The 18,220-nt window shown below is 56.4% G+C and carries 22 protein-coding genes and 1 pseudogene; 9 read left to right on the top strand and 14 right to left on the bottom strand.

Annotated elements, in window-relative coordinates; translation table 11 throughout:
• Positions 1 to 2 precede the first annotated feature (2 nt).
• From PMI22_RS24790 to PMI22_RS24810, 6 genes and pseudogenes are all read right to left on the bottom strand, one after another.
• Positions 3 to 629: a response regulator transcription factor gene (locus PMI22_RS24790; protein ID WP_007943330.1), complete on the bottom strand. Its 627-nt coding sequence runs from the start codon at positions 627 to 629 to the stop codon at positions 3 to 5.
• Positions 630 to 880: 251 nt separating this feature from the next.
• Positions 881 to 979, bottom strand: a pseudogene (locus PMI22_RS31860) (response regulator); the annotation flags it as partial.
• A gap of 154 nt (positions 980 to 1,133) precedes the next feature.
• On the bottom strand, positions 1,134 to 2,462 hold the full coding sequence (locus PMI22_RS24795; protein WP_007943329.1) for a deoxyguanosinetriphosphate triphosphohydrolase: 1,329 nt from the start codon (positions 2,460 to 2,462) through the stop codon (positions 1,134 to 1,136).
• 198 nt (positions 2,463 to 2,660) lie between these two features.
• Positions 2,661 to 3,002 (bottom strand): hypothetical protein, encoded by a 342-nt coding sequence (locus PMI22_RS24800; protein ID WP_007943328.1) that lies wholly within the window; start codon positions 3,000 to 3,002, stop codon positions 2,661 to 2,663.
• Complete coding sequence (locus PMI22_RS24805) at positions 2,999 to 3,388, bottom strand: phage holin family protein (RefSeq protein ID WP_007943327.1); 390 nt, start codon at positions 3,386 to 3,388, stop codon at positions 2,999 to 3,001. Before PMI22_RS24805 ends, PMI22_RS24800 begins: the two co-directional genes overlap by 4 nt.
• 1 nt (position 3,389) lies before the next feature.
• Entirely contained in the window at positions 3,390 to 3,704 is a 315-nt protein-coding gene (locus PMI22_RS24810; protein ID WP_007943326.1) for a DUF883 family protein, read from the bottom strand.
• A 302-nt stretch (positions 3,705 to 4,006) separates the two neighbouring features.
• On the opposite strand from PMI22_RS24810, the gene PMI22_RS24815 reads away from it, so the two are divergent.
• On the top strand, positions 4,007 to 5,215 hold the full coding sequence (locus tag PMI22_RS24815) for an ammonium transporter (protein ID WP_007943325.1): 1,209 nt from the start codon (positions 4,007 to 4,009) through the stop codon (positions 5,213 to 5,215).
• A 1-nt stretch (position 5,216) separates the two neighbouring features.
• Here the strand turns inward: PMI22_RS24815 and PMI22_RS24820 are convergent, their stop codons facing one another.
• Positions 5,217 to 6,929: a cation:proton antiporter gene (locus PMI22_RS24820; RefSeq protein ID WP_033048816.1), complete on the bottom strand. Its 1,713-nt coding sequence runs from the start codon at positions 6,927 to 6,929 to the stop codon at positions 5,217 to 5,219.
• 209 nt (positions 6,930 to 7,138) lie between these two features.
• Between PMI22_RS24820 and PMI22_RS24825 the strand changes: the two genes are divergently transcribed.
• The 3 genes from PMI22_RS24825 (at position 7,139) to PMI22_RS24835 (ending at position 8,825) form a co-directional block, all read left to right on the top strand.
• Positions 7,139 to 7,375: a glutaredoxin family protein gene (locus tag PMI22_RS24825; RefSeq protein WP_007943321.1), complete on the top strand. Its 237-nt coding sequence runs from the start codon at positions 7,139 to 7,141 to the stop codon at positions 7,373 to 7,375.
• A gap of 170 nt (positions 7,376 to 7,545) precedes the next feature.
• Positions 7,546 to 7,863, top strand: coding sequence for a hypothetical protein (locus PMI22_RS24830; RefSeq protein ID WP_007943320.1), 318 nt, complete (start codon positions 7,546 to 7,548; stop codon positions 7,861 to 7,863).
• Between the two features lie 71 nt (positions 7,864 to 7,934).
• The gene (locus PMI22_RS24835; protein WP_007943319.1) at positions 7,935 to 8,825 is read left to right on the top strand and encodes a pseudouridine synthase; all 891 of its coding nucleotides are present in this window, start codon (positions 7,935 to 7,937) and stop codon (positions 8,823 to 8,825) included.
• A gap of 75 nt (positions 8,826 to 8,900) precedes the next feature.
• Here the strand turns inward: PMI22_RS24835 and PMI22_RS24840 are convergent, their stop codons facing one another.
• Together PMI22_RS24840 and mobA are read right to left on the bottom strand one after the other, a co-directional pair.
• Positions 8,901 to 9,122, bottom strand: a complete 222-nt coding sequence (locus PMI22_RS24840; RefSeq protein WP_007943318.1) for a YgdI/YgdR family lipoprotein — start codon at positions 9,120 to 9,122, stop codon at positions 8,901 to 8,903.
• Between the two features lie 78 nt (positions 9,123 to 9,200).
• On the bottom strand, positions 9,201 to 9,803 hold the full coding sequence (mobA, locus tag PMI22_RS24845) for a molybdenum cofactor guanylyltransferase MobA (protein WP_007943317.1): 603 nt from the start codon (positions 9,801 to 9,803) through the stop codon (positions 9,201 to 9,203).
• Between the two features lie 78 nt (positions 9,804 to 9,881).
• On the opposite strand from mobA, the gene moaB reads away from it, so the two are divergent.
• Together moaB and PMI22_RS24855 are read left to right on the top strand one after the other, a co-directional pair.
• Complete coding sequence (moaB, locus tag PMI22_RS24850) at positions 9,882 to 10,421, top strand: molybdenum cofactor biosynthesis protein B (RefSeq protein ID WP_007943316.1); 540 nt, start codon at positions 9,882 to 9,884, stop codon at positions 10,419 to 10,421.
• A complete protein-coding gene (locus PMI22_RS24855; RefSeq protein WP_007943314.1) occupies positions 10,405 to 11,631 on the top strand; it encodes a molybdopterin molybdotransferase MoeA in 1,227 nt (408 codons plus the stop codon). Before moaB ends, PMI22_RS24855 begins: the two co-directional genes overlap by 17 nt.
• A 64-nt stretch (positions 11,632 to 11,695) precedes the next feature.
• Here PMI22_RS24855 and PMI22_RS24860 read toward each other — a convergent pair whose 3' ends face one another.
• Complete coding sequence (locus PMI22_RS24860) at positions 11,696 to 12,025, bottom strand: hypothetical protein (protein ID WP_007943312.1); 330 nt, start codon at positions 12,023 to 12,025, stop codon at positions 11,696 to 11,698.
• Between the two features lie 322 nt (positions 12,026 to 12,347).
• Between PMI22_RS24860 and yegS the strand changes: the two genes are divergently transcribed.
• A complete protein-coding gene (yegS, locus tag PMI22_RS24865) occupies positions 12,348 to 13,265 on the top strand; it encodes a lipid kinase YegS (RefSeq protein ID WP_007943311.1) in 918 nt (305 codons plus the stop codon).
• Here yegS and PMI22_RS24870 read toward each other — a convergent pair.
• From PMI22_RS24870 to PMI22_RS24880, 3 genes are all read right to left on the bottom strand, one after another.
• Positions 13,249 to 13,908: a response regulator gene (locus PMI22_RS24870; RefSeq protein ID WP_033048815.1), complete on the bottom strand. Its 660-nt coding sequence runs from the start codon at positions 13,906 to 13,908 to the stop codon at positions 13,249 to 13,251. The two genes, yegS and PMI22_RS24870, sit on opposite strands and share 17 nt — an antisense overlap.
• Positions 13,905 to 14,798, bottom strand: a complete 894-nt coding sequence (locus PMI22_RS24875; RefSeq protein WP_007943309.1) for a sensor histidine kinase — start codon at positions 14,796 to 14,798, stop codon at positions 13,905 to 13,907. Before PMI22_RS24875 ends, PMI22_RS24870 begins: the two co-directional genes overlap by 4 nt.
• Positions 14,799 to 15,121: 323 nt before the next feature.
• On the bottom strand, positions 15,122 to 15,592 hold the full coding sequence (locus PMI22_RS24880) for a hypothetical protein (RefSeq protein ID WP_007943308.1): 471 nt from the start codon (positions 15,590 to 15,592) through the stop codon (positions 15,122 to 15,124).
• A gap of 439 nt (positions 15,593 to 16,031) precedes the next feature.
• Between PMI22_RS24880 and PMI22_RS24885 the strand changes: the two genes are divergently transcribed.
• Entirely contained in the window at positions 16,032 to 16,967 is a 936-nt protein-coding gene (locus tag PMI22_RS24885) for a chemotaxis protein CheV (protein WP_007943307.1), read from the top strand.
• Positions 16,968 to 17,058: 91 nt separating this feature from the next.
• A complete protein-coding gene (locus PMI22_RS24890) occupies positions 17,059 to 17,865 on the top strand; it encodes an MOSC domain-containing protein (protein WP_007943306.1) in 807 nt (268 codons plus the stop codon).
• Between the two features lie 66 nt (positions 17,866 to 17,931).
• Here the strand turns inward: PMI22_RS24890 and ppnP are convergent, their stop codons facing one another.
• A complete protein-coding gene (ppnP, locus tag PMI22_RS24895; protein WP_007943304.1) occupies positions 17,932 to 18,216 on the bottom strand; it encodes a pyrimidine/purine nucleoside phosphorylase in 285 nt (94 codons plus the stop codon).
• Positions 18,217 to 18,220 lie beyond the last annotated feature (4 nt).

The raw sequence follows: 18,220 nt of genomic DNA, 5'->3' as shown, positions 1-18,220 counted from the left end.
TCTCACACTAAGGCGTTGCGTTTAGCCATATCGATGAGTTCTACCAGTGATCTGGCCTTGAGTTTTTGCATCAACCGCTTTTTATAGGTGCTGACTGTCTTGTTGCTGAGGAACATGCCCTTGGCAATTTCCTTGTTGGTACGGCCTTGTGCAAACAGTTGCAACACCATCAACTCCCTGTCGTTGACTGCCTTGAACAGTTCCAGGTCGGCGTATCGTGTGTCATCGCTACGGACCGGGTTCAATGCCTGGCTGGGGAAATAGTTGTAGCCTGAAAGCACCGCCTTGATTGCACTCACCAGTTCACTGAGGTCTTCCTGTTTGCAGACATAGCCCGACGCGCCGGACTGCATGCAGCGAATACCGAACAATGTCGGGCACTGAGCCGTTAATACCAGGGTTTTTAACGGGGTACACATAGCGTTGAAACGGGAGAGAACTTCTAGGCCATCCAGTTTGGGAATACTGATGTCGAGAATGACCAGGTCCGGCATGCATTCGCGAACCATCTGCATGGCGTCGACCCCATTATCAGTTTCACCGACAACTTTATAACCCTCATGTTCGAGCAACATTCGGACGGCAAGGCGGATAACGGGGTGATCGTCGACAATAAAAACGGAGTTCATAATCAGATCCCATGCGAGCTCAAATAAAGCGCGCACCTTAGCTCAGATAGTTGAGGTGGCGCATGAACTGACAGGCAGATAGCAGTGATATAGGAAAGATCCTACAGCCGAAGAGGAATCGGACTACGATCCAACTAGGTTTTGAATGAGGATCAATAAAAGTTTTGTATTAAGTGGAAGGATGAGTGTGGTGTTTTTTTAGATGGGTTGTTTGTGTGCCAAGTGTGTTTTTTAGTGCTTTGTTTTGGTAGCGAAACCCGGGTCAACAGGTTTCTAAAGTCTGATTGTTTCAAGGGTTTAACCAAGTAACCCGCAAAGGGTCGATTGTGCTCCTCGGAAGTTTTTTTAAGTTAGTCCAGTTACCCCAGGAGGTGATTGTTGCGTGAGCAGTGGGAGCTACCGATCAGTCGACTCTGCACAAGATGTAGGGCGATTCTGTTGGCGCTGATGTGCGAATCCACTATCGACCCGCTCCTCAGACGATCTGAACAGCGGGTCGGGTATTTATCCGCTTGAACGACCGGTCATTTCCAGGGCCATTTCGCTGGCGTAGCTGTCGGTCATGCCAGCGATGAAGTCGATCATGCGCAGGAATGAAGTGTGCAAAGGACCGTGAGGATCGGGCGCACTGTTGCCCAGCAGGTCAAGGATGCGGCGACTTTTGAACGACGGCGTTCGACCATTGTGTTGTTCCAGTGCCGCCCCGCAGAAAGCGTTCAGAAGAATCTCCAGCGTGGTGTAGGCGCCGATTTCATGCAGTGTCTTGCGTTTGTCCTGGAAGATTTTTTTTCTGGCCATGTCTTTGGCGTTCAAGACGCAGCGCTTGGCTGGGCCATGCATGTGCTCCACCAAGTCGCCAGGTAGCGTGCCGGCCAGCAGGGCGTCCTGTTGTTCGACGAAAGCGCGAGCCGCGGCATTGGTCAGGTGTTCGATGGCTTTTCCTCGCAGAATGGCCAGTTTGCGTCGACGCGAATCCAGTGGGCCCAGCTGTCGATAGGTTTGTGGAAGATCGTCGCCCACCAGGTTGAGCAGCAAAGACTCAACTTCGGCGTACTCCAGCAACTCCATTTCCAGACCGTCTTCCAGGTCGATCAGCGCGTAGCAGATGTCATCGGCGGCTTCCATCAGATACACCAATGGATGGCGCGCCCAGCGTTGCTCCTCCAGCTGTGGCAAGCCGAGTTTATGGGCGATCTGCTCCAGCAACGGCAGTTCGCTCTGATAACAGCCGAACTTGTGTTTCTTGTAGCCCAGTGAGTCAGCGTGCTTCGCTGTCCACGGATACTTCAAGTACGTACCCAGCGTGGCATACGTCAGCCGCGTGCCACCGTCGAACTGATGGTATTCAAGCTGAGTGAGCACGCGAAAACCTTGGGCGTTGCCTTCGAAATTCAGGAAGTCATTACGCTCGACTGCGCTCATGTCATCCAGCCAGCCACGGCCAGCGGCCTGCTGAAACCAGTGACGGATGGCGTCTTCGCCGGAGTGACCGAAAGGCGGATTGCCGATGTCATGGGCCAGGCATGCCGACTGCACCACCATCCCCAGATCACTCGGATCGCACCAGTCGGGCAGACCGTCGCGAATGGTTTCACCGACACGCATGCCCAGCGAGCGGCCGACACAGCTGACTTCCAGCGAGTGGGTCAGGCGCGTGTGGATGTGATCGTTGCTGGTGACTGGATGGACTTGGGTCTTGCGTCCCAGCCGGCGAAAAGCGCCTGAAAAAATAATGCGGTCATGGTCTTTGTGAAAAGGGCTGCGACCGAGTTCCTCTGGACTGTGCAGAGGTTTTCCAAGGCGTTCGCGGGTAAGCAGGGTTTGCCAATCCAAGGCTGGTCTCTCCGTCAGGTGACTGATCTTCTAGCCTAGATCCCGGCGGGGTCAATGTCGATGAGCAGCAGCTGCTCACCATTGTCGAAAAATTGCCCGGCGGTGAGACAAGTCTTGTTTGTGTGATCGCGTGATCACCGGTCAGGCACACAGGATGGAACCCCTCGATAAAGAGGTTCATCCCGTTTGTTTGGCACTTCAGTGTTTAGGTGAATTGCTTTGCAGGACCAGTTTGATCAAGGGCCCGAGGCTGGTGCCCAGACGAACCAGGCGAGTCAGGCTGCTGACGCCACCGTTCCTGGTACTTTTCCCGGTCAAAAAGCCCAGCAAGGTCACCGCTGCCACGCCCCAGAGCGGGGCATGCTTGATGCCAAAGTTGCTCTGGAAGTCTTGTGACATCCCACGTATCCGCTGCAAAGGCAGCAGCAGTTCTCTGGATTCATGGCGAATTTCCTGACGGTGCATTTCCATGCGCAGGCGAATCAGTGCCTTGCGCATTTCCGTGCGCGAGCTGTTGTGCGGCAGTTCAGGCAGGCTCATGGCAGCAGGCGCTCCCGATCATTGGCCAATTCTTCCAGGGTGCCATGGAAGGGCGAGGACTCATCGAAAACCGCCGCTTTCAAACGGAACGCACAGAATAGGGAGGCAAGGGCATAGAACACGCAGAGCCCGATGATGGCGGGCAGGCGATAGGTGTCCCAAAACACAATCAACACCAGTCCCGATAACCCCACCAGCAGCAGCAATCCAAAGACCAGTGCCAGGCCTGCAAATAACAGCAGGCTTACAGTGCGTGCTTTTTGTTCCTGCAACTCGATGCCGAACAGTTCGACATGGCTATGCAACAGTCCGAGAAACGCGGCCCCCAGGCGCCGCGATGAAGCGCTTGTGCCCGTCGCAGACGAGCTGGATTCACCGATAGACATATCAGCGCCGAGAAGCCAGCAGGCCAATGAGGAAACCTACTCCGGCGGCAATCCCGACCGATTGCCATGGGTTGGCCTGAACGTAATCCTCGGTAGCGGTGACGGCGGCCTGACCGCGCTCGCGTAATGAGTCTTCGGTCAGCTTCAAGGTTTCCCGGGCACGCAGCAGGCTGTCGTGGATCTGGGTACGCAACTCATCCGCCTGATCGCCGGCGAGAGTGGCGGTGTGTTCCAGCAACCGTTCGGTGTCGCTGACCAGTGTTTGAAAATCGTTCATCAGGATTTCTTGAGCAGTCTTTGCCTTGATGCTGGCCATGGGTGGATCTCCGTATTGGCTTCTGATGGGTTCGAGTATGAGCCTTGCGTGAAGGTTCAGTACAAATGACTGGTACAACTTTTGCTGTGTCGTGGTGCGCTTGCCGGCGTTGCTGCGCTGTAGTCGGGCGTAATTTCAGTAAACCTCGACCCAAACAGTAAAACTCGCGCGTCATTTCGCTTTTTTTGCGCCAAAGCGGTTCATGGGGATCAACGATTCGCTCCGGATAAGCCGCAACGTGGTGCGTAAATCATCTGCGCGAACTGCTTTGGTGCTTTTTCAGTCTTAAGGTCTGCCAATCCATGGAAAATCTGCAAAGTGCTGTGGACAGTCTGGTCCATAGCTCCAACACACTGTTCATCCTGATTGGTGCGGTCATGGTGTTGGCCATGCACGCCGGTTTCGCTTTTCTTGAGGTTGGCACGGTTCGGCAAAAGAACCAGGTCAACGCCTTGTCGAAAATTCTCAGCGACTTCGCCATTTCGACCCTGGCCTACTTCTTTATAGGCTATTGGATTTCCTATGGAGTCAGCTTTCTGCAACCGGCCGCGGTGATCAATGCCGACCATGGTTACGGGCTGGTGAAGTTCTTCTTTTTGCTGACCTTTGCCGCGGCCATTCCGGCGATCATATCCGGCGGCATCGCCGAACGCGCCAGATTTGTCCCGCAGTTGTGCGCGACCGCGCTGATCGTGGCGTTCATCTATCCCTTTTTCGAGGGGATGATCTGGAATGGAAATTTTGGTTTGCAATCGTGGTTGTTGGCGCGCTTCGGTGCCAGCTTCCATGATTTTGCAGGTTCCATAGTGGTCCATGCCATGGGTGGCTGGTTGGCGCTCGCGGCAGTGTTGTTGCTCGGGCCACGACAAGGGCGCTATCGCGACGGTCGCCTGGTGGCGTTTGCACCGTCGAGCATTCCCTTTCTCGCGTTGGGCTCGTGGATTCTGATAGTCGGCTGGTTTGGCTTCAACGTCATGAGCGCCCAGACCTTGCAAGGCGTGAGCGGTCTGGTGGCGGTGAATTCGCTGATGGCCATGGTCGGCGGAACCATGGCGGCACTGATCGTGGGGCGCAACGACCCAGGCTTTCTGCATAACGGCCCTTTGGCCGGGCTCGTGGCCATCTGCGCCGGTTCCGACCTGGTGCACCCGGTGGGCGCACTGGTGACCGGCGCCATCGCCGGAGCACTTTTTGTCTGGTGCTTTACCGCGGCGCAGGGCAAATGGCACATCGACGATGTGCTGGGTGTGTGGCCCTTGCACGGTCTGTGTGGTGTGTGGGGTGGCATTGCCTGCGGGATTTTTGGCCAGACGGCCTTGGGCGGCCTGGGTGGAGTGAGTCTGATCAGTCAGTTGATCGGTACTTCTCTGGGAGTGGTCGTGGCGCTGGCCGGTGGTTTTGCGGTGTATGGAACGATCAAGGCGTTCCATGGGCTGCGCCTTAGTCAGGAAGAGGAGTATTACGGCGCGGACCTGTCGGTACACAAGATCGGCGCCGTCAGTCAGGACTGAATCACTTCTCGGCATCTTCGGCCCCGGGATAAAAGTCGTGCAACATCCGGTAGCGATCATGTCGTATCTGATCAGCCCGCTCCTGTACCTGATGGGCGGGCAGTCCCAGCATGATCAGCGCATGGGAGGCGAGCATCAGGCTGGACTCCAGCAGTTCCGGCACGACTTCGTTGGCGCCGGCCTCTTTCAATTCGGTTAACTGGCTGTCGTCCCGGGTACGGACCAGAATCGGCACACGCGAATTGACCCTGCGTGCCTCCTTGAGTATCTCCAGCGCGATGTCGGTCTGATCCACTGCGATCACCAGCAGTTTGGCGCGGGCCAGCCCTACGGCAACCAGTAATTCACCTCGACGCGAGTCCCCGTAATGCACGCAGCTTTCGCTGACGGCCGCTTCCTCGACCCTTACCGCATCGTGGTCCAGCGCAATGTAAGGTTGTTGCTGATGGCGCAGACAACGCCCGATGGACTGACCCACGCGCCCATAACCACAGATGACGACATGCTTGTCCAGGTCCGCGTTAAGTGCGCTGATTTCTTCGAGTTGTGCTTCCTTGTTGGATTTGCGGTGCAGGCGACTTGCGATGGACGGGGCTGCGCGCAGCATCAGCGGCGTGACGAGCATCGAACAGAACGTAGCAGCCAGCAGCAGGCCCCCAAGTTGCGCGGGTATCAGATCGCTTTGTTGCATCTGCGCCATCAGCGCAAAGCAGAATTCACCCCCTTGGGCCAGTGCCAGGCCGCTGCGCCAGGCGGTTTCGCCATCGCTGCCACGCCATTTGACCAGCAACGCCACCACGGTACCTTTGATCAGCAGCAATCCCAATGTCATGGCCAGGATCAGCAGCGCGTGGCTGGCGAACAAATTCAAGTCGATCAGCATGCCGATGCTGACGAAGAACAGGCCGAGCAGAATGTCGCGAAACGGGCGGATATCGGCCTCGACCTGATGCCGGTAATGACTTTCGCCCAGAAGCATGCCGGCGAGAAACGCGCCCAAGGCGGGGGAGAGACCCAGCAGGTGAGTCAGCCAGGCCGTCAGTAGAACAATCACCAGGGCCAGCAGTACGAACAGTTCGGCAGAGCGGGCGGCGGCGACTTCATGGAACAATCTGGGCAACAACCAGCGGCTGACCAGTAACAGACCGACGAACAACACCACGGTCTTCAACAGTGTCAGGGGCAGTGCCCAATACCAGGCCTGATCACTGTTGCCGGCGAACACGGGCACCAGGGTCAGCAGCAATACAGCCACCACGTCCTGAAACAGCAGCACGGCAATGGCATTCTGGCCATGACTGCTGAAAATCTCACCAAGGCTGGTCAGCTCCTTGCTGACAATGGCGGTGGACGACAGCGCCAGACCCGCGCCCAGTAACAGCGCAGCGGTCATCGGCATCCCGAACATCATCAGCAAAGCACCCAGCAGCAGCCCGCTTGCAAGCACTTGCAAACTGCCAAGACCAAACACTACCCGGCGTAGTGCGATCATTTTCGTCAAGGAGAACTCAAGACCCAGCGAAAACAGCAGGAACACCACGCCTAACTCGGCAAGGTAAGGCAGCCCTTCGCTTTGTTTCACCCAGTTGAAGGCGGTCGGGCCAACCATCAACCCCACGCACAGATAGCCCAGGACCGGGGGTAATCGCAGGCGCTGGAACAGCGCGATGACCAGCAATGATGAAACGAGAATGATCAAGAGATTGGCAAACACAAAAAACTCCGCTGACAGACGCTGGCTACTCAAGCGTAGAAGCAAAAAAAACGTGAGCATTGCTTAAATGGCACAAACGGCGACTGATTTGCATCAGGGTTATACCGCCCGCGCTTGTGGTTCATGCGCCAGCGCAGGAGATTCAATGGCTCGACGGCTTTTCGGGGCAGGCCTAGAATAGTCACTTAAATTTTTACGGGTGAGCGCTCATGCTTCCTGAATGTCAGCTGTTTGGCACCCTTGGGTGCCACCTCTGTGAAGTGGCCGAAGCCATGCTGATGGAGTTTGTCGAGCGCGGTCTACTGGTTGAACTGGTCGATATCGCTGTCGATGAATCCTGGTTTGAAGCCTACAGTCTGCGCATTCCGGTCTTGCGGCGAATCGATACCGGCGCGGAGTTGGGTTGGCCATTCAGCGCCGAACAGGTTGTAGCGTTTCTGAGTTAAGTGGTTTTGGCTGCGGCGATGGTCCCGTCTGTCGAACTTTGCGATTGATCCCCTTGGCTTAACCGATGCTCTTCGGATACTGTATGCGCATACAGCTATTCGTGGTGCTGCCTTGCTGTCCCGGGTTTTCGGGTTTGGGCAGGCAGTTCCGGGCAAGAGAGGGATGAATCGTGGTCAATGTCGAACAATTGAAAAACAGCGTGAACCGGATGTCGGTCGATGTTGTGCGCGAGGCTGTCCTCGAATTGCGTCTGGACGGTCTGGTGACCGAGGGCAAAACCCCCTTTAACAAACTGCATTTCAATACCTGTTTCGCCGAAATCGAAGCCTTGTTCCAGCGTGCGGGTTATCACCGGCAGCTGGATGTCGTGGGCTATCAGGGGTTGTTGTACGCACTCTACGATCCCGCTCGCTGGGAAGCCGTGGATGTGTTGCGCTGGCTCAAGGAGTTCACTGAAGCAGCGGCGCGTGCGCCGATTCCGGCTTGAAGATTCTCTACTAGGTTCGACTCGGCCACTGTTGGATAATGCCAACCTGTATTGAGGGTCAGAACTTTCGTATGTCCACTTCATCTTTTTCCGCTGCACACAGCCAGGCCAGCACACTCTACTTGCCGCCAGGTTCGTGGCAGACCGTTATCGATTGCCTGTGCGAACACTTCAGCGCTATCGGTCGTGAACAATGGCTGGACAGAGTGGCTCGCGGTCGGGTGCTCGACGGGCACGGAAGGCCGATCGCAGTTGATCTGCCTTACAAGGAAGGCTTGCGGATTCATTATTTCCGTGAGGTGCCGGACGAAAAGCCGATTCCGGTGATCGAGACGATTCTCTATGCCGACGAGCATCTGGTGGTCGCCGACAAGCCGCATTTCCTGCCGGTGACCCCGGCCGGCGAGTACGTCGAGCAAACGCTGCTGCGCAGGTTGATTCGTCGACTGGATAACCCTCATTTGGTGCCGTTGCATCGCATTGACCGGCATACGGCAGGGCTGGTGCTGTTTTCCGCCAACCCGCAGAGCCGTTCAGCGTATCAGTCGTTATTTCCGACACGACAGATTGAAAAGCGCTATGAGGCTATCGCCGCCGCATTGCCTGAACTGGCCTTTCCATTGGTGCATAAAAGCCGGCTCATCGATGGTGTGCCGTTTTTTCGCATGCAGGAAGGTCCAGGTGTCAGCAATACCGAGACAGCAGTCGAGGTTCGGGAAAAGAACGGAGATCTCTGGCGGTATGCGCTTTACCCGGTGACGGGCAAGAAACATCAATTGCGCGTGCACATGACAGCGCTGGGCGCGAGTATCTGCAACGACCCGTTTTACCCGCAGGTGCTCAAGGACGTTGAAGATGACTACGCCAATCCACTGAAATTGCTCGCTCAGGGCTTGCGGTTTGTAGATCCGGTCACCGGCCAGGAAAGGGTGTTTGAAAGCACCATCACCTTGCAGTGGTGAAAAATTCCGGCCACTAAAAAGCCCGCATCAAGCGCATCAAGCGGGCTTTTTCGTATCAGGCAGGTGCAGTGAAAACTACAACTCTTTAACGGTGCGAACTTGATCCTTGTTGATACGGGTTTCCTTGCCATCCAGCTGTTCGAATTCGTAGAAACCCGACTGTTCATCATACGTTGGCGAGTCGATGGCCTGGATTTCACGACCGTCATTCAAGGTGATTACTGTCGGTGATGCACAGCCCGCCAAGGTCGCTAGGCCCACTGCGAGCGTGAATGTGGCGAGGGTCCGTTGAGTCATGAGTGTGTCTCCGAAAAAAGAATTCTTTAGTTGCTGGGCTTGAGACGTGTACACCGCTCGCAAGTTCCTTGGCTAATGTCATTCTGACACGGTGCCAGGCGCGCTTAATAACTCCGGGGTATTGAGGTTGGCCAGTCGCGGGTCGTTGTCTGTACATTGTAGTGCGGTGGCTTGCAGTTTGCGCATGACGCGTCCCGGGCTGCGTTCACCTTCATTCCATGCCTTGTCGAATGCTGCGCAGAGCGCGACAGGGATAATGCAAAGCAACGGTTCCCAATGTTCGCCGTGGCGCAGCATCAGCGGTTTGTCTGGGTGCTTGTTGGCGGTTTCGCGCATGCTGCGGAGCAGCGCAGCATCGATGCGGGGTACGTCGCAGGGCAGCACTAGCAGATGAGGATGTCGGGCCGCCTTGAGACCAGCGCGAATACCGGCCAATGGTCCAGGGAAATCGTCTTCCTCGTCATGAACCATTTGATCGGCGTAAGGCGCGTATTTGTCCAGGTTCCTGTTGCACGAGATGATGAGATCATCGCTCAGGTCGCGTGTCTTGCGATGCAGGTGCGCGATCAGCGGCTCTCCGTGCCATTCCAGCAAACCCTTGTCCTGACCCCCCATGCGTTGGCCACGTCCACCCGCCAGGAGCAAAATGGAGCAGGGTGGCAATGCTGAGTTAATGGGCATGGCAGGTCTCCATGGGGCTGAAAAAGTGAGGCGCTGTGATATAACACCGAGCTGTTTTTCCTACAACTGGACGAGCCTATGAAAGCCAAGGCTGATGTACCTTTCGCGCCGCTAAATATCGCGGTGCTGACGGTCAGCGATACCCGAACCCTGGAAACCGATACGTCAGGCCAGGTTTTTGTCGACCGCTTGAGCGCCGCCGGTCACAACCTGGCAGCTCGGGTTTTGCTTAAAGATGATCTCTACAAAATTCGCGCGCAAGTCGCCAACTGGATTGCCGATGAGGTGGTGCAGGTGGTGCTGATCACCGGTGGTACCGGGTTCACGGGACGCGACAGCACGCCAGAAGCGGTGAGTTGTCTGCTGGACAAACAAGTTGATGGTTTTGGCGAGCTGTTCCGGCAGATTTCAGTTGCCGACATTGGCACCTCGACCGTGCAGTCCCGGGCGCTGGCCGGTTTGGCCAACGGTACGCTGGTTTGCTGCTTACCGGGTTCGACCAACGCCGTGCGGACCGGCTGGGATGGCATTCTCGGCGAACAGCTTGATGCGCGGCATCGCCCCTGCAATTTCGTGACTCACCTGAAACAGGCGGCACCCTGTGAATCCCGCGGGTAAGCCTGGCAAAACCGCAAGCCTGATGCCTGTCGAGGTGGCGCTGGCGCGTCTGCTGGAAATGGCAGAAGCCTCGCCCATCCGCGAGCGTGAACGCTTGCCGGTGGCGCAGGTTCAGGGGCGCGTGCTCGCCGATGACCTGGTTTCGACCCTTGATCTGCCACCTTGGCCGAACAGTGCCATGGACGGCTACGCCTTGCGTGTCGCTGACTGGACGGGAGAACCGTTGTTGGTCAGCCAGAAGATATTTGCCGGTCAGGCGCCCGAACCGTTGAAGCCCGGTACCTGTGTCCGAATTTTTACCGGTGCGCCTGTGCCCGCGGACGCTGACTGTGTCGAAATGCAGGAAAATGCCGAGGTTCAGGCGGACGAGCGAGTGCGTTTCCTCGAATCCATGAAACCGGGTCAAAACATCCGGCCACAAGGTCAGGAAACCACGGTTGGCGAGCTTGTCTTGCCGGCAGGCACACGGCTTGGGCCTATCGAGCAGGGCTTGGCGGCATCGTTGGGCTGCGCTGAGCTGGATGTGGTTCGCAAGGTTCGTGTTGCGGTTCTCTCAACCGGAGACGAATTGGTCGAGCCGGGCCAAGCCCTGGGCCCAGGACAGATCTACAACAGCAATCGCGCGCTGCTGTGCAGTTGGTTACAACGCCTGGGCTGTGAAGTCATCGATGCCGGTATTCTGCCTGATGATTTGGTGACCACTCGTGCCCGCCTCGGCGAATTGAAGGATGTTGATCTGATCCTCTCCACGGGTGGAGTGTCTGTAGGAGAAGCCGATTTTCTGGGCATGGCCTTGCGCGAAGAGGGCGAGTTGGCGCTGTGGAAGCTCGCCATCAAACCTGGCAAGCCGCTGACATTCGGGCATTTTCGCGGCGTACCTGTGATTGGTTTGCCCGGCAACCCAGCGTCGACACTGGTCACTTTTGCTTTGTTGGCGAGACCCTATCTTCTGCGCCGTCAAGGTGTAAAAGAGGTCGAACCGCTGAAGTTTCAAGTGCCGGCCGGGTTCGTCTGGCCAAGGCCTGGTAATCGAAGAGAGTACTTGCGAGGACGCCTGGAGAATGGCCGGGCGATTATTTACAAGAATCAGAGCTCTGGCGTACTTCGCAGTGCTGCCTGGGCCGATGGCCTGGTTGAGGTGTTGGAAGATCGCACGTTGATGGAGGGTGAATATGTGGTTTTCATTCCTCTGAGCGAAGTCTTGGGCTGACCTCGTAAGGCCTAGTTGCCGCAAGCCCGGTCAATCTGCCGGGTCTTGCGTGCTTGCCTGGCGCTTAACGAACCAGAAGTGTCACGACCTGGTCGAAGCGGCTATTGGCAACCCAGCCCAAAAGCCCGAGGACTACCGCGGTTCCGCCCGCCGAGTAGGCCAGTCTGTGCTTGATGGATTTGACGTCATTGCGCACTTCGTCCATGTCTCTTCGGATGTATTTCAAATGGGTCTCCAGTTCAATGACGCGAGGTTCCATATCAACTCCTGTAGCGGGTTTTGCGTTGTTGTTGTTGTTGTTGTTGTTGTTGTTGAATTCAGCCTGATGATTGGCGCGAGTTTCTGTGAGCGACGCCACCGGGTTGAGCGGCAACTTCATGTCATGAGTTTGCATGGAGGAAATCGCTCCTTGCATCAGTGTCGTTTGGGTAGCCGACATTTGTCTTGCTTGCGTTTTTTGTAACCCTTGAAAGGGGGGTACTCATAGGTTGCACATCCCTGTGTATTTGCTGTTGATGACAGATAACCGCTGACATCAAGGTGTACCAATCGCCCCGGTTGGTCAATTGAGCCGATTCCTCACATATCGTAAGAAAAAATCCCGCCCTGTAGGACCGCAATCCTGCAAGCATCGAAAAAACTCGAAGTCTTGCGACCTTTATAGGGGGCTGTGAGGTCAACATCTCTTGAATGCATTCCAATCAGGAGCTACGACAATGAGTGAGCGCAAGGCGCTGTTGATTCTGCATGGCAAGCAGGCACTCAATGAGGAGGTGCGCGCGGCCGTCGAAGGTAAGCGTCAGGAGGGCTGGGAGCTGGCAGTCCGACTGACCTGGGAGGCAGGGGACGCGCAGCGGTGCGTGGCAGAGGCGTTGAGCGCAGGCTATACGCAACTGATAGCCGGCGGCGGTGATGGCACTTTGCGCGATATTGCGGAGGCCTTGGCCGCGCACCCGAATCAGGCGAGCCTGGTCCTGATGCCATTGGGCACTGCCAACGATTTTGCCCGAGCCGCGGGGGTACCCCTGGCACCGGCGCAGGCCTTGGAGCTTCTGGACACTGTGCCGCACGCTATCGATCTGGGGGACGTTGGAGGGCAGGTTTTTCTGAATATGGCCACCGGCGGTTTCGGCAGTCAGGTCACGGCCAATACGTCGGAAGACTTGAAAAAAATTATCGGCGGTGCAGCGTATCTGTTTACCGGTCTGTCACGCTTCAGCGAATTGCATGCGGCTTATGGCGAGTTGCAGGGGCCGGACTTTTATTGGCGCGGCGAGCTATTGGCACTGGGTATCGGAAATGGTCGGCAGGCGGGAGGTGGGCATGAGCTATGCCCGGAGGCCCTGGTTGACGATGGTCTGCTGGACATCAGTATTTTACCGGCACCTCAGGAAGTGGTCGGAACCTTGAAAAACCTGCTTGCCGATGGTTTTGGCATCGACAACATGTTTGTGCGTGCTCGTTTGCCCTGGGTCGAGATCAAAGTCTCGGAAGGTCTGCACATCAACCTGGATGGCGAGCCGCTGGAGGGCGATAACCTGCGCTTTTCTGCGCGAGCCGCGGCATTGCGCGTGCATTTGCCGGAGAATTCACCGCTGTTGAGTGCATCGTTGGCAGTTAATCGTCCAGACTGATAATTTGCTCGCGTACGGCAAACAGGACCAGACCGGCCACGTCGTAGATCTGTAGGCGTTTCATGATCTGCGAGCGGTGGGTTTCGACGGTCTTGATGCTAAGGTCCAGGCCATTGGCGATTTCCCGGGTGGATTTGCCGCGAACAATCAGTCGCAGGATTTCCAGTTGCCGTGCCGTCAGGTTATGTGAAGCGGGCATTTCCGGTTGCTGTTTCTGGTTGCGGATCAACGCCTGATTGATGACGGTGTGGGCGATGGCGGGGCTCAAGTAGCGCTCGTTATTGCGCAAGGCATCCAGCGCATGTTCCAGCTCGGTGGCTGTGGTGTCTTTGAGCAAATAGCCATGAGCGCCGGACTCAAGCGCTTGCATGATCAGTTCGGGGTCGGTATGCATCGACAGGATCAACACCTTGCTTTGCGGACGCACCCGCTTGAGTCGCTGCAAGGCTTCAAGACCGCCGGTTTCCCTCATGGAAATATCCAGCAAAATAATGTCAGGGGACAGTATCTCGACCAATTCGAGTAACTGCGTGCCGTCGTCGGCCTCGCCAATGACTGCATAGCCGGGAATATCCAGGACCAGGGCGCGCACGCCAGCCCTGATGAGCGAGTGGTCATCCACCAGAAGTAAGTTACAAGTCAATGTAAAACCTTATTCGTACTGGCCCGTTCGAGCGCACGGGGCGCCCAGGGGAAGAGAGCTTCAATTTGAGTGCCTTTACCCGGCTTGCTGGTTACGGTCAATGTTCCGCCCAACTGATCGATCCGTTCCCGCATTCCGGCCATCCCACGCTGGCCCTCTCGACCGGGATCAGCCGCTGGAGCGAAACCCGAACCATCGTCGCTGATCAATAGCGCCAAGCCCAAGGGCATACGTTGCAGTCGGACCAGCAGATTTGTTGCTTGGGCGTGACGCAGAATGTTGGTCACTGCTTCCTGGGTAATTCGAAACGCTGCCACCGCCATTTCCTCCGGTATGCCAGTCAGGCGCTGATGGCATTCCAGGCTCCAGTGCATTGAGGTATTGGCCAGGGTCTTGAGCAGATGCGCACGAAGACTGGCTTCCAGTCCGAGACTCGCCAACTGCCTGGGATTAAGGATGGTCGAAACGTCACGAACTTTCGTCAGGGTTTCTTCCAGTGTGTCGCAGAGCACTGAGCACTGGCCTTGCATTTCTTCAGGCATCCGACGTCTGAGCCATTCACTTTGAAGCTTTGCAGCCGTCAGTAACTGGCCGATATCGTCGTGCAATTCTCTACTCAACCGATGGCGTTCATTTTCCTGTACTTGCAGCAGACGCTCCGCCAATTCCTGTGGCTCAAATCGTATTGATTTGCTCGAGAGGTAATGTTGCACCCAGACGCCGGTCAGTGCCGCCAGATTGAGCGCCAGCAAGCTCAATGGAAGGGGTGCGGACAGGCCGAAAATCATCAGGCTGCCAAGTGCCGAACACGTGCACAGTAACAGCGTGAACCGCCGCGCGTTTTTCTGGGAAGGTGGCCGTGGGATGACTGATTTGAGGCTGGCGTACATAGCGGATGGAGCCAATGAATGTTCGCTGCGGGCAGACCGGCCATAGGGCTGACGGGTCTGTGTCTGAAAATCAAGTGACTCGTTTTGAGCAGCGTGCCCGGTGGTGGGACTATAGCCTTTGTCCGCCTGCGCTCTGCGATGTCACTTGGCCAATTATTGGCGTCAACTAACGGTCGGCATAATAGCACTTAAGATACCGTTGGTCGCGTGTGGCCTAAATAGCCATACCTGAGGAAAAAGAGCGGTTAAACACCAATTCCACAGGGGAAAAGGTTTAACGCAAAGGACGATAAATAGCGATTTTGCAAAATAGCCTGACTATTTCAAGCCTGCTGTTCCGCATAGGAAACCAGCTTAAACGGTTTGGAATTAACTGGTAGCTGAAATGGACCCTGTCCGATCTGGAACGCAAACGCTTCAATCAAGGAAGACTGCTCAGAGTCATCCAGGCTGAGTTGACCGGTGGTTTGATCGATGAGTTCGAGCTGCCAGGCCATCAATGAAAAACAGTCTTTCAACGCCCCCAGTGCTTGATCGTGCAGGTCAATCCGGCTGTGGGTGTGGTTCAGCAGACCATGAATATGCAACGAAAATTCAGACACGGCTTCCAACGCCAAGGCATCGGCCCGGCTTGCCAGTTTGAGCAAGCTGCTGAGCATGCAATCGATTGCGTCCTTGTCATTACTGATCAATCGCAGGTGGCTCAGGCACTCCTCCGATTTAGCCAGGAGTGTTTCAGCCTCGACAAGAAACTCCGGTAAACGCTGAGCCCACTGCTTGGATTTGTTCGGCATGCTTACCTCCACAACGTCATGTCAAATGAGGGGGTTTTGCGTATGTCGGCGCGGATGCCCGGCGTCTCCACGCAGCAACTGGCCAGAGCCCAGGCTGGGGAACTTGAGAGGGGGGAAGGCCACTTACCTGCGATCGCACACAAAAGCCTGACTCCGTTCATGCAATGAGAATGGCGTCACATTAATGGCTATTGGATATTGCGAACATCAGGTTAGGCCTGATTGTTACTAGGGGAATCCCTTACGCAGGGGAACCTAACGTACGAACCGTGGTCGCGTCGCAGGTGGATAAGGGCAGATGAATCACGGATGCAGTAAAGCATGATGTTAATGTGACATCAATGCTCGGTCGTGGCATTTTGTCTCAGGGTCAAGATTTGGCAAAAACAGCCGATAACTCCCCTTAATGAACTCATCCGAACAAGCCCTGGAGTCATCAATGGCCGGCATTCTCGATACGGTAGACCAACGCACGCAACTGGTGGGTGAGAATCGCCTGGAAATTCTCATGTTTCGCCTGGCCGGCCGACAATTGTTCGCGATCAACGTGTTTAAAGTGCAGGAAGTGCTGCAACTGCCCAAGCTGACGCTGATGCCTCACCGCCATCCGTTCGTTTGCGGTGTGGTCAACCTGCGTGGCCAGACGCTGCCTGTGATTGACCTGTCCCAGGCCATCGGCATGCGCCCGCTGGTACCGAGCCCAACCAGCACGATCATCGTCACCGAGTACAACCGTTCGGTGCAGGCGTTTTTGGTCGGGGGCGTGGACCGCATCGTCAACATGAACTGGGAAGCCATTCTGCCGCCGCCGACCAGCGCCGGTCGCCAGCATTACCTCACGGCGATCAGCAAGGTTGATGACCAGTTGGTGGAAATCATCGACGTCGAGAAAGTCCTGTCCGAAATCGTGCCGTACAGCGCCAAGGTCTCCCGCGAAAAACTCGAAGACCCAATACTGGAGCTCGCCCGTGGCCGGGAAGTGCTGCTGGTCGACGACTCCAACGTAGCTTTGTCGCAATTGCGCGACACCCTGGGTCAACTGGGCGTGAAGATGCATATCGCCAGCGACGGCCTCAAGGCCCTGAACATGCTCAAGGCTTGGGCGGATACGGGGGTGTCCATGACTGACAAACTGCTGATGGTGTTCACTGACGCGGAAATGCCGGAAATGGACGGCTATCGACTGACCACCGAAATCCGTAATGACCCGCGTCTGCGTGGCCTTTACGTGGTCCTGCACACCTCGCTGTCGGGCAGTTTCAACGACTCGATGGTGAAAAAAGTCGGCTGCGATAACTTCCTCTCAAAATTCCAGCCGGACAAACTGGTCGACGTGGTGCGTCAGCGGCTGATGCTCGATGAAGTGCTGGCCTGATGACCGTGCGGAAGGCTGACAGTCATGTCAGCCTTTGATTCGGTGATCAAGCTCGTATAGGGTGGCCTTTTTGTCCACCAGGGAGTTGGCCATGCTGCGGCTGAGCGCGCTTTACCGTTATCCGTTGAAATCCGGCAAGGGCGAGATCTTGCAGCAAATCGGGCTCGACAAGCTGGGGTTGGACGGTGATCGACGCTGGATGCTGGTGGACGAGGCCAGTGGACGCTTTCTGACTCAGCGAGCGGTGGCATCCATGAGCCAGTTGTCGGCGTTGTGGAACGCCAACGGCGGCTTGACGCTCAGTGCCCCGGGCCGCTCGCCGATCGATATCGCCTTGCCCGCCAATGACGCTGAACTACGAGGTGTGACCATCTTCCGTGACGCCTTGCGGGTACCGGATGCCGGTGACGAGGCGGGTGCCTGGGTCAGCGCCTTTATTGGTAAACCGACTCGCCTGGTGCAAATTCCCCTCGATCGCGCTCGTAACACAGAGGCCGGTTACGGCAAGGACGACGATCAGGTGGCCTTTGCCGATGGCTATCCGCTGTTGCTGATTGGACAGGCGTCCCTGGAGGACTTGTCGCAAAAGGTCGGGAGATCCCTGGAAATGCTGCGCTTTCGACCGAATCTGGTTATCGAGGGCAGCGACGCCTACGCCGAAGATGGCTGGAAGCGGATTCGCATCGGTGATGTCGAGTTCCGGGTGGTCAAGCCCTGTTCACGCTGCATTCTGACCACCATCGACCCGCAAACCGGTTTACGCAGCGATGATCGCGAACCGCTGGCCACGTTGCAGACATACCGTTCCGAGGCCGACGGTGCAATGTTCGGCCAGAACCTGGTCAACGACAGTAACGGTCGTCTTGAAGTCGGGATGCCGGTGACGATTCTCGAATAAAAGCCCCTGAATGAAAAATGCCCGTGTCTTGCGACACGGGCATTTTTTTAGCTGTGAACCCTCGGGTTAGCCGCGGTATTCACACAGGTAAGCGGTGTCGACGGCCACTTTCAGCTGGAACTTGCTGTTGGCAGGTACGTTGAACTGGCTGCCGGCAGCGAAGGTTTCCCAGCCGTTGCTGTCTGGCAGCTTCACGGTCAGAGCGCCGCTGACCACATGCATGATTTCACGCTGACTGGTGCCGAATTCGTATTCGCCCGGTGCCATGACGCCGATGGTCGCAGGACCTTCAGCGGTGCCAAAGGCGATCGACTTGACGGTGCCGTCGAAGTACTCGTTGACTTTAAACATGGGC

This window comes from Pseudomonas sp. GM21 (assembly GCF_000282215.1).
Lineage (GTDB): Bacteria > Pseudomonadota > Gammaproteobacteria > Pseudomonadales > Pseudomonadaceae > Aquipseudomonas.
The sequence above is the reverse complement of the archived record's forward strand: the minus strand, read 5'-3'. Positions and strand labels throughout refer to the sequence as shown.